This window comes from Ectothiorhodospira haloalkaliphila ATCC 51935 (assembly GCF_000633935.1).
Classification (GTDB): Bacteria; Pseudomonadota; Gammaproteobacteria; order Ectothiorhodospirales; family Ectothiorhodospiraceae; genus Ectothiorhodospira; species Ectothiorhodospira haloalkaliphila.
In genome coordinates this window covers 658,662-671,725 of the sequence record NZ_KK214996.1, presented here as the reverse complement: position 1 = coordinate 671,725, position 13,064 = coordinate 658,662, and the positions used below count along the sequence as shown (strand labels likewise).

At 63.6% G+C, this 13,064-nt stretch carries 17 protein-coding genes; 9 read left to right on the top strand and 8 right to left on the bottom strand.

Annotated elements, in window-relative coordinates; all coding sequences use genetic code 11:
• Positions 1-9: 9 nt before the first annotated feature.
• On the top strand, positions 10-1,371 hold the full coding sequence (mgtE, locus tag ECTHA_RS0105005; protein ID WP_338018721.1) for a magnesium transporter: 1,362 nt from the start codon (positions 10-12) through the stop codon (positions 1,369-1,371).
• Positions 1,372-1,480: 109 nt separating this feature from the next.
• Here mgtE and ECTHA_RS0105000 read toward each other — a convergent pair whose 3' ends face one another.
• Complete coding sequence (locus ECTHA_RS0105000) at positions 1,481-2,413, bottom strand: carbohydrate kinase family protein (RefSeq protein WP_025280637.1); 933 nt, start codon at positions 2,411-2,413, stop codon at positions 1,481-1,483.
• Between the two features lie 272 nt (positions 2,414-2,685).
• Here ECTHA_RS0105000 and trhA point away from each other — a divergent pair, with 272 nt between their 5' ends.
• Entirely contained in the window at positions 2,686-3,345 is a 660-nt protein-coding gene (trhA, locus tag ECTHA_RS0104995) for a PAQR family membrane homeostasis protein TrhA (protein WP_026623554.1), read from the top strand.
• Between the two features lie 83 nt (positions 3,346-3,428).
• Here the strand turns inward: trhA and ECTHA_RS17135 are convergent, their stop codons facing one another.
• Both ECTHA_RS17135 and ECTHA_RS0104985 read right to left on the bottom strand, forming a co-directional pair.
• The gene (locus ECTHA_RS17135) at positions 3,429-4,571 is read right to left on the bottom strand and encodes a PA2778 family cysteine peptidase (RefSeq protein ID WP_025280639.1); all 1,143 of its coding nucleotides are present in this window, start codon (positions 4,569-4,571) and stop codon (positions 3,429-3,431) included.
• A gap of 70 nt (positions 4,572-4,641) precedes the next feature.
• Positions 4,642-5,040, bottom strand: a complete 399-nt coding sequence (locus tag ECTHA_RS0104985) for a DUF6627 family protein (RefSeq protein ID WP_025280640.1) — start codon at positions 5,038-5,040, stop codon at positions 4,642-4,644.
• Between the two features lie 144 nt (positions 5,041-5,184).
• Between ECTHA_RS0104985 and ECTHA_RS0104980 the strand changes: the two genes are divergently transcribed.
• The 3 genes from ECTHA_RS0104980 to ECTHA_RS0104970 all read left to right on the top strand — a co-directional run bounded on the left by ECTHA_RS0104980 (position 5,185) and on the right by ECTHA_RS0104970 (position 7,440).
• Positions 5,185-6,510, top strand: coding sequence for an MFS transporter (locus ECTHA_RS0104980; RefSeq protein ID WP_025280641.1), 1,326 nt, complete (start codon positions 5,185-5,187; stop codon positions 6,508-6,510).
• Between the two features lie 52 nt (positions 6,511-6,562).
• Entirely contained in the window at positions 6,563-7,042 is a 480-nt protein-coding gene (gene coaD, locus ECTHA_RS0104975) for a pantetheine-phosphate adenylyltransferase (protein WP_025280642.1), read from the top strand.
• A 143-nt stretch (positions 7,043-7,185) separates the two neighbouring features.
• Positions 7,186-7,440, top strand: a complete 255-nt coding sequence (locus ECTHA_RS0104970) for a YfhL family 4Fe-4S dicluster ferredoxin (RefSeq protein WP_025280643.1) — start codon at positions 7,186-7,188, stop codon at positions 7,438-7,440.
• Positions 7,441-8,027: 587 nt separating this feature from the next.
• Here the strand turns inward: ECTHA_RS0104970 and mutM are convergent.
• Both mutM and ECTHA_RS0104960 read right to left on the bottom strand, forming a co-directional pair.
• On the bottom strand, positions 8,028-8,843 hold the full coding sequence (gene mutM / locus ECTHA_RS0104965) for a bifunctional DNA-formamidopyrimidine glycosylase/DNA-(apurinic or apyrimidinic site) lyase (RefSeq protein WP_025280644.1): 816 nt from the start codon (positions 8,841-8,843) through the stop codon (positions 8,028-8,030).
• Complete coding sequence (locus tag ECTHA_RS0104960) at positions 8,836-9,825, bottom strand: chorismate transformation FkbO/Hyg5 family protein (protein ID WP_026623553.1); 990 nt, start codon at positions 9,823-9,825, stop codon at positions 8,836-8,838. The genes mutM and ECTHA_RS0104960 overlap by 8 nt, the downstream gene beginning before the upstream one ends.
• Positions 9,826-10,010: 185 nt before the next feature.
• On the opposite strand from ECTHA_RS0104960, the gene ECTHA_RS0104955 reads away from it, so the two are divergent.
• Together ECTHA_RS0104955 and ECTHA_RS0104950 are read left to right on the top strand one after the other, a co-directional pair.
• A complete protein-coding gene (locus tag ECTHA_RS0104955) occupies positions 10,011-10,520 on the top strand; it encodes an Hsp20/alpha crystallin family protein (RefSeq protein ID WP_025280646.1) in 510 nt (169 codons plus the stop codon).
• 31 nt (positions 10,521-10,551) lie between these two features.
• Positions 10,552-10,767 carry a DUF6967 family protein gene (locus ECTHA_RS0104950; protein WP_025280647.1) on the top strand — a complete coding sequence of 72 codons (216 nt, stop codon included), beginning with the start codon at positions 10,552-10,554 and terminating at the stop codon, positions 10,765-10,767.
• Between the two features lie 80 nt (positions 10,768-10,847).
• On the opposite strand, the gene rpmG is transcribed toward ECTHA_RS0104950, so the two are convergent.
• Positions 10,848-11,015 (bottom strand): 50S ribosomal protein L33, encoded by a 168-nt coding sequence (rpmG, locus tag ECTHA_RS0104945; protein WP_025280648.1) that lies wholly within the window; start codon positions 11,013-11,015, stop codon positions 10,848-10,850.
• Positions 11,016-11,027: 12 nt separating this feature from the next.
• Positions 11,028-11,264, bottom strand: coding sequence for a 50S ribosomal protein L28 (gene rpmB, locus ECTHA_RS0104940; RefSeq protein ID WP_025280649.1), 237 nt, complete (start codon positions 11,262-11,264; stop codon positions 11,028-11,030).
• A 142-nt stretch (positions 11,265-11,406) separates the two neighbouring features.
• Here rpmB and folB point away from each other — a divergent pair, with 142 nt between their 5' ends.
• Positions 11,407-11,763 (top strand): dihydroneopterin aldolase, encoded by a 357-nt coding sequence (gene folB / locus ECTHA_RS0104935; protein ID WP_025280650.1) that lies wholly within the window; start codon positions 11,407-11,409, stop codon positions 11,761-11,763.
• Entirely contained in the window at positions 11,760-12,275 is a 516-nt protein-coding gene (folK, locus tag ECTHA_RS0104930; protein WP_035369146.1) for a 2-amino-4-hydroxy-6-hydroxymethyldihydropteridine diphosphokinase, read from the top strand. Before folB ends, folK begins: the two co-directional genes overlap by 4 nt.
• A 10-nt stretch (positions 12,276-12,285) precedes the next feature.
• Here the strand turns inward: folK and ECTHA_RS0104925 are convergent, their stop codons facing one another.
• Positions 12,286-13,044: a pteridine reductase gene (locus ECTHA_RS0104925; protein ID WP_051582578.1), complete on the bottom strand. Its 759-nt coding sequence runs from the start codon at positions 13,042-13,044 to the stop codon at positions 12,286-12,288.
• Between the last annotated feature and the right edge of the window lie 20 nt (positions 13,045-13,064).

Genomic DNA, 13,064 nt, shown 5'->3' with positions numbered 1-13,064 from the left:
AGGACGCACATGGACATGACAGAGACCATCAGCCCGGACACTTTCAGGGCGCACATGGAAAACCAGGATCCCGAAGCCCTGAAAGAGGTCCTTGAGGCCCTGCAGGATCAGGACCTGGCGGCGTTGACCGAGCATCTGGAACCGGAGGCCTGGGGTGAGTTGATCCGGCTATTGCCCGGCGACCGGGCTCCGGACGTCTTCTCCTACCTGACCCAGGAGCAGCAGCAGCGCATCCTCCGGGACCTGACCGACCAGGAAAAATCGCATCTGCTCAAACGCTCCTCTTATGACGATACCGCCGCACTGATCGACAGCCTGCCGGAGGATCATGCCCGCGAGGTGATGAACCTGTTGCCGGATCGGCATCAGTGGGTCATCAAGAGTCTGCTGGCCTATCCGGAGGAGAGTGCCGGTCGCCGAATGACGCCGGGTTTTCTTGCGGTTCGTCCTCACTGGACCCTGGAGCAGGCCCTGGATCATTTGCGTCGGGAGTTTGAGCAAAGCGAGACTGTCAACGTGGTGTTCGTTACCGACGAGGAGGGGCGGCTGCTGGGGGCCGTGAAGCTCAAGGAATTGCTGGTGGGGTCCCCGCGCCGCCGGGTGGATACGCTGTTACGCGAGGACGTGGTGCGTGCCCAGACCCGCATGGACCAGGAGAAGGCAGCCAGTTTGATCAGACATTACGATCTGGAGGTGCTGCCGGTAGTGGATGAGCGGGACATCCTCGTGGGCATCATTACCGTGGATGATGTCATGGACGTGGCCACCGAGGAGACCACGGAGGACTTTCTCCGCATGGGGAGTGTCGGTGTGGGGCCCACGGTCACCAGTCTCAGGGACGTGGCCCTGGGGGTTCTCTACCGCAAGCGGGTCGGTTGGCTGGTGATCCTGATCTTTGTGAACCTGGCGAGTGGCGCTGCCATTTCCATTTTCGAGCAGGCGATCGAGACGGTGGTGGCTCTGGTTTTCTTCCTTCCCCTGGTCATTGCCACGGGGGGGAATGCGGGCACGCAGGCATCAACGCTCATGGTGCGTTCGCTGGCCACCGGTGATGTGCAGCTCAAGGATGGTCTCAAACTGTGGGGCAAGGAGTTGTTCGTCTCCATCGCGCTGGGGGTCACACTGGGTCTGGCGGTCTGGGGGGCGGGCGTCTGGCTAGGGGGGCCTGAAGTGGGTATGGCCGTGGCGATCGCGATGGTACTGGTGGTGATCGTTGGCAGTATGCTGGGGCTTATGCTGCCCCTGCTGCTGACCCGGCTCAATATGGATCCGGCCACCGCCAGTGCCCCGCTGGTCACGTCCATCGCGGACGTGGGCGGCATCCTGGTCTATTTCAGCGTGGCGACGCTGGTGCTGCAACTCAGCGTCTGAGCATGGGAGCGGCTCTTGGCCGCGAAAAGGTTGGCACCGTAAAAAAAATGGCCCGGAAGAGGGTTCACCTCATCCGGGCCATTGCGTTCAAAGCCTTGGGAGAGGCCGATTACATCTCCCGGCCAAAGGCCTCCTTGAAGCGGGCTTCAATGTCGGCCCGACTGGGCGCGTGGTTCTGCGGACCCACCTGCTCGATCTTGATGGCGCCCATCAGCGAGGCGATGCGGCCGGTGGTTTCCCAGTCCAGATCGTTCATCAGGCCCCACAGCAGGCCGGCGCGGTAGGCGTCGCCGCAACCGGTGGGGTCCTTGATGCCGGCGATGGGGGCGGTTGGCACCTGGATCTTGCCGTTCTTGGTGTAGATGTCGGACCCTTCGCCGCCGCGGGTGATGATCAGGGTGTCCACGTGGCTGGCCAGTTCCTCGTGGCTCCAGCCGGTGCGCTCGCTCATGAGCTGGGCCTCGTAGTCGTTCAGGGTCACGTAGGTGGCCTGTTCCACGAAGCGGCGCAGGTCGTCGCCACCGAACATGGGCATGCCCTGGCCCGGGTCAAAGATGAACGGGATGCCGGCTTCCACGAACTGTTCGGCGTGCTGGATCATGCCGTCGCGGCCATCGGGGGAGACGATGCCGATCTTCACGCCGCTGGCGTCGCTCACCTTGTTGCGATGGGATTCACCCATGGCACCGGGGTGGAAGGCGGTGATCTGGTTGTCGTCCTGGTCAGTGGTGATGAAGGCCTGGCCGGTGTAGTGCTCGGGGACGACGGTGATGTGCTTTTGGGAGATGCCGCACTTGTCCATCCACTCGGCGTAGGGGTCGAAGTCGGCGCCGACGGTGGCCATGGGGAGGGGGTCGCCCCCCAGCAGTTTCAGGTTGTAGGCGATGTTGCCGGCGCAGCCGCCGAATTCCCGACGCATCCCGGGCACCAGGAAGGAGACATTGATCATGTGCACCTTCTCGGGGAGGATGTGGTTCTTGAAGCGGTCGGGAAAGACCATGATGGTGTCGTAGGCGTATGAACCGCAGATGAGAGCAGACATCGGATCTCCTGGCTTGGTTGAATGAGGGACCGACCGCGGGGTCGGCCCGGCGCTCCGGGCGAGCGCCGTGGCCTGTCCATGGGGGCCGGCGCAGGGCCGGGCGGCGTGAGTCCGTGGGACTGCCGCAGGGTCGTGGACAGGCGAGAGAGCTGTTGTAAGTCCCCCATGATAGTGGTGTTGGCCCGCAATTGCGAATCGGGGAGGGCCGGGTGTATCGTCACCGGGGACCCTGAGCCGCTGATGCGGTGGCCGCGAAGAGGAGGATGCAATCCATGAGTGCTGCTTCGAGTACCCTGGGCCGGCGTCGTCAGACGCTGGGTGAGGAGATCGCCAACAGTGTGAGTCACGGGGCTGCCCTGGTGGCGGTGATTGTGGGAATTCCGTTTCTGATCCTGGATGCTGTTCGGTCGGGCAGTGCGGCATTTGTGGTGGGTGTGAGTGTGTTTTCGGCCACCATGGTGGTGTTGTATCTGTCGTCAACCCTGTATCACGCGATGCCGCAGGGTCGGGCGAAGCGGGTGTTCCGGGTGGTGGATCATTCGGTGATCTTTTTGATGATTGCCGGCACGTATACGCCCTTTACGCTGGGGGTGTTGGGCGGGCCCTGGGGGTGGACGTTGTTTGGTCTGGTCTGGGGGCTGGCGGGGCTTGGGGTGTTGCTGAAGTCGTTCAATGGGCTGTCCCATCCTGTGCTGTCCACGGGTTTGTATCTGTTGATGGGCTGGCTGGTGGTGATTGCCATTGTGCCGCTCTATAACCTGATGCCTACACCCGGGTTGATGTGGCTGGTGGCCGGGGGGCTGGCCTATACGGGTGGGGTGGTGTTTTATGCCCTGGATCAGCGGGTGCGGTATGGGCATTTCATCTGGCATCTGTTCGTGATCGCGGGGACGGTTTGTCATTATTTCGCGATTCTTTGGTATGGGGCGTAGGGGCTTCTGGGGCTTCACCCACCCGCAGGCTTCTGGCTGATGTGGTCTCCGCAGGGTGCCCGCCGTGGGGCGGGGGGCTGCTGCTATTGGTGGGCTTCGGTGGGGCAGAGAAGGGGGAGGCAGGTGTTGTCCTGGGGCTGGGCGTCGGGCGATCTGGTCACGGTTTCCAGGGTGCGCTGGTAGAAGGACTCGTTGGGGGCCATTCGCAGTGCGCAGGTGACGGCCTCGAGGGCCTGGGTGTTGCAGCCGCGGGCGTGGAGGACGTGGGCCAGGTTGTTCCAGGCGGCGTGGGCCTCGGGATTTCTCTGGATGAGTTGTCGGAAGGCCTGCTCGGCGCCGTTGTGGTCCTCGAGGGCGTACAGGGTGTTGCCCAGGCCGATCCAGGCCACGGGGTGGTCGGGCCACTGTTGGGTGGCGGTCCGGTAGGCCGTGGCGGCGGTGGTGAGCTGGCCGGTGGCTTCCAGGGCGTTGGCGGCGCGCAGCCAGCGCAGGGGCTGGGCAGTGGCGGGGAGTTGGCCGGGGGGCTGGACGACGAAGGCCCAGTAGTCGCCGCGACGCCAGGTGCGTTCGAAGACGGGCATGCGGGTGACGTGGCGATGGATAGTGCCCGATCGCAGGATGATCTCTTCCTGGTCCAGATCGAATCCGATCACCACGGCGTAATGCCAGTAGGGGAAGGCGTTGAGGCCCAGGTTCTGGAAGACGAGCACCGGGTGTCCTGCGGCCACTTCCTTGAGGAGCGTTTCCATGCGGGGTTCGATGACGTAGGCCACGAGTCCGCGGGCCCTGGCGGCGGCCAGCATTTCGGTCTGCAGGCTGCCCTGGCGTTCGGGGACGTAGACTTCATCCACCAGGTCGTCGGGGTGCACCAGCAGGCCGCGGGCGCCCAGTACGGTGGCCAGGGCGGCCGGTCCGCATTGATAGAGTTCCTGGGGGTGGAAGGGGGTCTGGTCCAGTTCCACCTGTCGGGGGAGTTCGTCGGGTGGTTCGCGCAGCAGGTCGCGGGTCTGCAGAGGGGTGGCGCAGCCGCTGAGCAGGAGGATGGCCAGCAACAGGCCGGTCAGTCCCCAGAGTCGGGCCCGGTCCTGTGGGTGTTTTTGTGGGAGCGGCCCTTGGCCGCGAAGGCCGCGCTCGGCCGGGGCGGTGCAATCCGGAAACACTTCGCGGCCGAGGGCCGCTCCCACAGGGGGTGTTTCGGGCTTATCGACGTTGAGTTTGACAGCCATGTGTCGCTCTTGCGGGGCTGGGGCCGTCCCAGCCCCGCAGTCATGGTCTCAGGTCATGGGGTGTGGGGGATCAGTTCACGGGGCGCACGAAGGGGAAGATGTCGGTGGCGCCGATGGCGTCGGTGATGATGAAGACGATGAAGACCAGGGCCACGACGCCCAGCACGCTCGCCGAGCCCACCGGCATGTCTTCAATACGCTCGTTCAGTTCACGCACTTCCTGGTCGGTCATCCGTGCCACCCGCTGGGCTGCTTCGCTGGGATCCACGCCCATGGCGGTCAGTTGTTGCCTTACATCATCCCTCTCCAGGGTGGCGAGCAGTTGTGCGCGGTCTACCTGGGCCTGTTCGGACAGGATGAGTTGATCCGTTCCTACCATGGAGGCGTGCAGGGGCGCCGTGCCGGCCAGAAGCAGGGCCATGATGCAGACCAGGGTGACCAGGCGTTGCAGGAGGGGATTATTTTTCATGAGGTTGCTCGCGATTGAGTGAAGTGCTCTGTATTCTCGGTTGCTCCCACGGTTCCGGTCAATCGGCATCCTCTCGAGGGAGTGCCTGTAGCTGACTTGGTTCTTTCACGTTAACCTGATCCCACAATCCAGACGATGAGTGCCATGAAGCGGGCCTCTTTCAAGGAAATCTTTGGCTGGGCGATGTTCGACTTCGCCAACCAGGCCTATACCCTGCTGATCATTACGGTGATCTTCGGGGACCTGTTCACGCGGGTGATTGTCGGTGACTCGGAGACCGACTATCGGTTGGGAAATCTGCTGTGGAGCGTTGCCCTGGCGGTGAGCTACCTGATGGTGGTGCTCGTGGGCCCGGTGGCGGGGGCGATCATGGATTTCTCCGCGGCCCGTAAAAGGTTTCTGTTTGCCAGCTACGTGCTCACCGTGGTGACGACGGGGTTGCTGTACTTTGTGGCCCCGGGGTACATCTGGCTGGGTATGCTGCTGATCATCTGCTCCAACTTTGCGTACGCCATCGGTGAGTCGTTCATTGCCAGTTTTTTGCCTGAGCTGGGGCCTCGGGAGCAGTTGGGGTGGATTTCGGGGTTCGGCTGGGCTCTGGGGTATGTGGGGGGGCTGGTGGCCACGGCCTTTGCACTGGTCATGCTAGGGGAGGTGAGCGAGGAGAATTTTGATCGCATCCGCTGGGTGGGGCCGTTTGCGGCGGTATTCTTCCTGTTGGCAGCCATCCCCACTTTCCTCTGGCTTCGCGAGCGGGGGCGGGCGCGGCGGCTCAAGGGTGGGGTTCGCAGTTATCTGGGGATTGGTTTCCGGCGGGTGCGGGCCACAATCAAGGATCTGCGGCATTACCGTGATCTGGCCACGTTGCTGGTTTCGGTCTTCTTTGCGATGGCCGGTATCTATATCATCATCTCCTTCACCTTCATCTACGGTGCCCAGGTGATTCAATGGGATGAGCAGGTGAGGATCTGGATGTTCGTCACCGTTCAGTTGACTGCGGCTGCCGGGGCCCTGGGTTTTGGTTTTCTTCAGGACAGGATCGGCGCCCGCACCACTTATCTGGCCACCCTGGTGCTGTGGATCGTGGCGGTCACCTTGATCTTTTCCACGCCCTGGCTTGGGCGGGTGGTGCCCATGGAGGCCCAGCATGTGTTCCTGATCGTGGGTAGCGTGGCCGGGTTGTGTCTGGGTTCCACGCAATCGGCGGGGCGGGCTCTGGTGGGGGTGCTGGCGCCGCGTTTGCGGGCGGCGGAGTTCTTCGGCTTCTGGGGGCTGGCGAGTAAACTGGCGGCCATCGTGGGCCTGCTGGGGCTGGGCTTGCTGCAGGTGGCGGTGGGTCTGCATGCGTCGATCCTGTTCTGCGCCTTGTTGTTCGCGCTGGCGCTGGTGGTGGCCCTGGGCCTGAACGAGGCCCGGGGTCGCCGTGTGGCGGAGGAGCGCGAGGCGCCTCGCAGTTCAATTCTGCCGTGAGTCTTTACGGTATCACCTGAAGTTGGACATCAATCCTGTCGGGATTCAAATCATGTCAGTTACTGTTGTTTACCCCGGGACCTTTGATCCCATTACCAATGGCCATATGGATATTGTCCGTCGGGCCCATCGGTTGTTTGATCATGTGCTGGTGGCGGTGGCTGCCAATCCAACGAAGCGGCCCACCTTTACGCTGGAGGAGCGGGTGGATCTGGCGCGACAGGCGTTGCGGGGGATCGAGGGGGTGGAGGTGTGCGGGTTCGATGGTCTGCTGGCGGATTTCGCGGCTGCGCATGGGTCGCGGGTGTTGTTGCGCGGCCTTCGGGCGGTGTCGGATTTTGAGCATGAGTTCCAGTTGGCCAGTATGAACCGGCATCTGGCGCCGGACCTTGAGACGGTGTTTCTCACGCCTGCGGAGGAGTATTCGTATGTTTCCTCAAGTCTGGTGAGGGAAGTTGCTGCGTTGGGTGGTGATGTTTCACACTTCGTGGCGGAAAGCGTGGAGGCTGCGTTGCGCGCCCGCTTGGGCTAAGATGCGCGGTCATCCGCCGTGGGCGGGATTATAAGAAGCTGTGACGTGAGGTCTGCCAGTGGTTTGATAGTGGGGCTGGCAGGGGTTTTTGCAGTCACGGACAAGCGACTACATCTTATTGAGTTTGAAGAGGAAAGTGCGTTATGGCCCTGATGATTACCGACGAGTGCATCAATTGCGACGTGTGCGAGCCGGAATGCCCCAATGGTGCGATCTCTCCGGGTGATGAGATTTATGTGATCGAGCCGAGTCTGTGCACGGAGTGCGTGGGTCACTTTGATGCGCCTCAGTGTGTGGAGGTGTGCCCGGTGGATTGCATTCCCAAGGATCCGGATAACGAGGAGAGCCATGATGTGCTGATGGCGAAGTTCGAGCGGATCACTGCCGGGGCTTCCTGAGTCGATCATTTTTTTGGTGTTGTGCAGGGCCGGGGCTGTTACCCGGCCCTTTTTGTTTCTGGGTCGCCGTCTTGGTGGCCTCCTTCCTTGGGTTCGGTGGTGGCCTCCGGGTGGGTAAATCCCTCCGGGGGACGCCGTGAATACGTCCTTGTAGGCTTGGCCACCGCATCCATGCGGTGAACACCCCCGGAGGGCTTCACCCGCCCGGAGGCTTCTGGCTTGTGTGCTCTCCGCAGGGTGCCCTCCGTGGGTTCGGTGGCGGCCTGCGGGTGGGTAAATCCCTCCGGGGGGCGCCGTGAATACGTCCTTGTAGGCTTGGCCACCGCATCCATGCGGTGAACACCCCCGGAGGGCTTCACCCGCCCGGAGGCTTCTGGCTTGTGTGCTCGCCGCAGGGTGCCCTCCGTGGGTTTGGTGGCGGCCTGTGGGTGGGTAAATCCCTCCGGGGGACGCCGTGAATACATCCTTGTAGGCTTGGCCACCGCATTCATGCGGTGAACACCCCCGGAGGGCTTCACCCGCCCGGAGGCTTCTGGTTGTTTGCCTGCTGAGAGGAGTGCGTTTTACGAGAGCAAGTGCTCAGGAAGTCATTTCTGGCAGGTGGGGCAGTAGTAGCTGGATCGGCCGCCCTGGGTGATGTGCTTGATGGGGGTCTGGCAGGTGGTGCAGGGTGCCTGGGGGCGTCCGTACACTCGGAGGGACTGGCTGAAGTAGCCGTGGGCGCCGTCTTCGTGGACGAAGTCCCGGAGGGTGGTGCCGCCCTGGGCGATGGAGGCTTCCAGGACCTGGCGGATGGCGGCGACGAGGCGGGTGGCCTCGGCGCGGGTGAGGCGGCCGGCGGCGCGGCGGGGGCGGATGCCGGCCAGGAACAGGGATTCGGAGGCGTAGATGTTGCCCACCCCTACCACGACCTGGCTGTTCATGATCAGGGCCTTGATGCTGATGCGGCGGCCGCGGCTGATGCGGAACAGGTAGTCGGCATCGAAGCTGTCGCCCAGGGGTTCGGGGCCCAGGTGGGCGAGCAGGGGGTGGTTGCCGGTTTCGGGGTCGAACCAGAGCAGGGCCCCGAAGCGGCGTGGGTCGTGCAGGCGCAGGGTGAGGCCGGAGTCCAGGGTGAGGTCCACGTGATCGTGGGGGCGGGGTGGGGCGTCGGGGGGCACCAGGCGCAGGCTGCCGGACATGCCCAGGTGGATGAGGACGGTCCCCGGGGGGCACTGGATGAGCAGGTATTTGCCCCTGCGCTCGACGCGGGTGATCGTGCGCCCCTGAAGTCGATGGGGCAGGTCGGTGGGTATGGGCCAGCGCAGTCGCGGCTGCCGGATGTGGACCTGGGTGATGCGGCGTCCGGTGAGGTGGGGTTCGATGCCGCGCCGGGTGGTTTCCACCTCGGGCAGTTCAGGCATGCAGGCCTTCGATCTCTACCAGCAGGTCGTCCCGGCAGATATCGCCTCGCAGGTAAATGGCGGGTGCCTTCGGGCCCAGGGCTTCCTGCAGGCGCGAGCGCACGGCGTCCACGTCCTGGGCGTGGCGTACGTAGACCTTGAGCAGGGAGAGGGCGCCGGGGTTGCCTTCCAGGGTGGCCATGGGGTCGCCGGCCGAGCCGATCAGGGCGCGCAGGTTTTCCAGGATTTCGTCCAGTTGTGTGATGACGTCGGTGTGCAGGGTTTCGTGGCCGACGATGCTGGCGGTGCCGGAAATGTACAGGTGCGGTTTGCCCGGCCAGGGCTTGAGGGTGGCTCGGGAGAACGACGGGCTCTTGGGTCCGTAGCGCCGGGGGTAATGAAAGGCGCTGACCTGGCGGGGGTTTTCGATCTGTATGCCCGGTTCGCGTCCGGCCAGGAAGTAGACCACCAGGCCGGGTGCGGTGGTGCCGATGGCGGTGGCGGCGGGCAGTTCTCCTTCGGTGAGGGGCACGCGCTCCAGGGCGCGGTGGCGCCCCAGGCAGAAGGCCTGGTAGCGATCCAGGCCGTCCACTTCGTCGTGCAGATGCGGGAAGTAGTTCCATATCCGTAGCAGGCTGGGGAATCCCATGGCTCGATGAAAGGCGAGCACACGGTCGTAGGCGTACTCCGCGGCCTGGTCCATGTCGTGATCGAAGCGGGCCTCGTCCACGAGGATCCAGCCGAACAGTGCGTCCCGGGTGTGGGCGTAACCCAAGTCATGGTCGCAACCGGCGGCCACCGGTTCGTTGGCCTCCCAGACCTCCACGGGGGTGTCGGCCGCCAGGGGTGGCAGGGCCAGGGTGAGTTCCGTTGGGCGCGCCGGATCCAGGAGATTCTCCTGGCCGAAGCGGATCACGGCCAGGCGGCGAGGGTCGCGCGTGGCAAGCTCGCTTTCGGTCAGTAGCCGGACGGTCAGTGGTGTCGATTCAGAGATGTTCGCCATGGGCCTAATGTTACCGGATCATGGGCGGTCGTCGTATCACCAACGGATGAAAAGGCTTGCGGTCGGGTGCCGAAAACGGTCGGGCTTGAAATATACCTGGGGTGCGTGATACTTGACTGTAAAGCGGGGATACACCCGCTCTTTCACTGTTGCGGGATAGCCAAAGATTGAAGGAGGGGGTGGAGATGTCGAATCTGCAGCATTTGCGTCAGGGTGTGAGTGACGCCTGGGAGAGCATCCTGGGTGGTTGGCAGCGACTCTATGCCCGCGCCTCGGGAGCCATTACCCCGTTCACGCCGGGGAGTCGGTCCGCCGAAGACCTTGAGCGGGATGAGCATGAACTGGAGGCCCGCAGTATCGGCTGGGGCGTGATGGCGGCCGAGGTCTTTGACGACACTGATCGTCTGGTGGTGCGCCTGGAGGCTCCGGGTATGGATCGGGACAGCTTTGATATTCAGGTGATCGATGATCATCTGGTGATCCGGGGCGAGAAGGGTATCCAGAAGGAGCTCAGCAGGGGGCGCTACCATATCGCCGAGTGTGCTTATGGGCGCTTTGAGCGGGCGATCCCGCTGCCGGGGCCGGTGAGCACCGAGGGTGCCCGAGCCACCTACGAGCATGGCGTCCTGCGTGTTGAGATGCCACGGCTCAGTAGCGCCCATGCGCAACGATCCATCAACGTGGAGGCGGGCTGAACGCCCGTCACTGCCCGAGGGGGGATGTGGCATGGAGCAGATCAAGGCCCCCATGGGGGAGGAGATCGAGTTGCGACAGGTGATGCACGAGAGTGGTGTGCCGCTATTGCGGGTGCTCGTGCGAGACGGGGGGCGTTACACCTATCTGGATCTGGATCCCGCCACCGCCAATCGCTGGGGCAGGCTCATGCAGGTCTGGGCTCGGGAGACGGTGGAGCGGATGGAGGCGGCTCAGAGGGAGGAGTGACCGCCGGGCTGGCGGCCCACCGTCATACGGTGGGCCTATCAGCCAGGTGTTGCCGGGTCATGCCGGCAGGCAAGCCGGTATTACTTGATCTTGGCTTCCTTGTACATCACATGCTGACGCACGACGGGATCGAATTTCTTGATCTCCATCTTGTCGGGCATGTTCCGCTTGTTCTTGGTGGTGGTGTAGAAGTGGCCGGTGCCGGCACTGGACACCAGGCGGATCTTTTCACGAATGCCTTTCGCCATGGGTGCGTCTCCTTAGACCTTTTCGCCACGGGCGCGCAGGTCCGTCAGGACCGTGTCGATACCCTTCTTGTCGATGATGCGCATGCCCTTCTGGCTGATGCGCAGCTTCACGAAACGGTTCTCGCTCTCCACCCAGAAACGGTGTTCGTGCAGGTTGGGCAGGAAGCGACGACGCGTCTTGTTATTCGCGTGGGATACGTTGTTCCCGGTCATCGGGCGCTTACCCGTGATTTGGCAGACTCGGGCCATTGGTGTTCTCCGGAAAAACCAGGCTGATTTGAGGAAAGCCGGGAACCTTAGCAGAAGGGTGGGGTGGGGGCAAGTACGGGGCGCCATGTCGGGCCAGGTCGGGGGTGGTGCCCGCGCGGGGCGGCGTATATAGTCCAATTCCATGGACATCGTCTACATTCGTGATTTAAAGGTGAAAACCACCGTCGGCATCTTCGATTGGGAGCGCAGTATCCGTCAGGAGGTGCGCATTGACCTGGAGATGGGCACCGATATCCGCCCTGCGTCGGACTCCGACTGCATTGACCACACTCTGGATTACAAGGCTGTGGCCAAGCGCGTCATCGCCCTGGTGGAAAGCAATGAACGGGAATTGGTGGAGGCCATGGCCGAGGACATCGCCCGCATGGTGATGCAGGAGTTCTCCGTGCCCTGGTTGCGCCTTACCCTGGGCAAGCCGGGCGCCGTGCGCGGGGCTCGGGAGGTGGGTGTGAGCATCGAGCGTGGGGAGCGCGGATGACTCGGCCGGAATCCCCCTTGCGCCGTGCCTTCGTGAGTATCGGCACCAACGTGAACCGCGAGTGGCATGTGGAGGTTGCTCGTCAGGAACTCCTCAACGCTTTCCGGGAAGTGACCTTTTCCCCCGTCTATGAGACCGGGGCCGTGGGTTTCGACGGCAGCCCTTTCTACAATCTGGCGGCAGGCTTCGATACGGATCAACCGCCTGAGGCTCTGGTGGCCAGTCTCAAGGCCATGGAGGCGCGTCATGGTCGTCAGCGGGGTGGCGAGCGCTTCGCCGACCGCACCCTGGATCTGGACTTGCTGCTGCTGGGAGATCTCGTGCTGGAGGCCCCGGGGGTGCAGCTGCCGCGTGATGAGATCATCCGCCACGCCTTCGTGCTCGGCCCCCTGGCAGACATCGCGGCCGACGTGATCCATCCGGTGCTCCAGACACCCATCGGTCGCCTCTGGGAGACCTTTGACCCGGCGGGCCAATGGCTGCGTCGCGTGGACCTCCTGCCGTCGGATTAGCGCGCGGTATTCACTGTGCCGTGGTACGCCCCCCGTCCACAGGGATCACCTGGCCGGTGACGTAGCGGGCATCCCGGATCAGGAACAGCGCCGTGGTGGCGATATCCTCCGGCGACCCCTCCCGTTTTAGCGCGGTGCGCTGAATCATCTCTTCATGGGTGGCTGCGTTCTCTTCTGCCTCCGGCCAGAGAATGGCTCCGGGTGCGATGCCGTTCACGCGTACCCGGGGGCCCAGCTCCCGGGCCAGGGATTGGGTGAGCATCCACAGTCCTGCCTTGGCCGCGCAATAGACCGGGTAGCCCTTCAGAGGACGCAGGGCGTGGATATCCACGATATTGAGGATGCAGCCCTCAGCCTGCGTCAGGGCCGGTGCCAGCGCCTGGGACAGGAACAGGGGGGCCTTGAGATTGGTTCCCATCAGGTCATCCCAGTGGGCCTCGGTGATCTCGCTCAGGGCCGTGGGGTAGAAGGTGGAGGCATTGTTCACCAGCACATCCATGCCCCCGAAGGCGGCTTCCGCCTCGCTGGCCAGACGCCTGAACGCCCCGGGTTCCAGAAGCTCTCCTGCCACCAGACGCACCGAATCGGGCCGCTTGCGATGCAGCTCCTCCCGAAGTGCCTGGGCCGCCTGCCCGGAACTCCGATAGTGGATCACCAGGTTCATCCCCTGCGCGTGCAGTGTGCGTGCCATTTCGGCGCCGATGCGGCGGGCGCCGCCCGTGATGAAGGCGGTCTTGCCGCTCAGGTCGGGGTGTTTGGGCTGTTCCATGCGGTTTCCTTGTGCTGCTC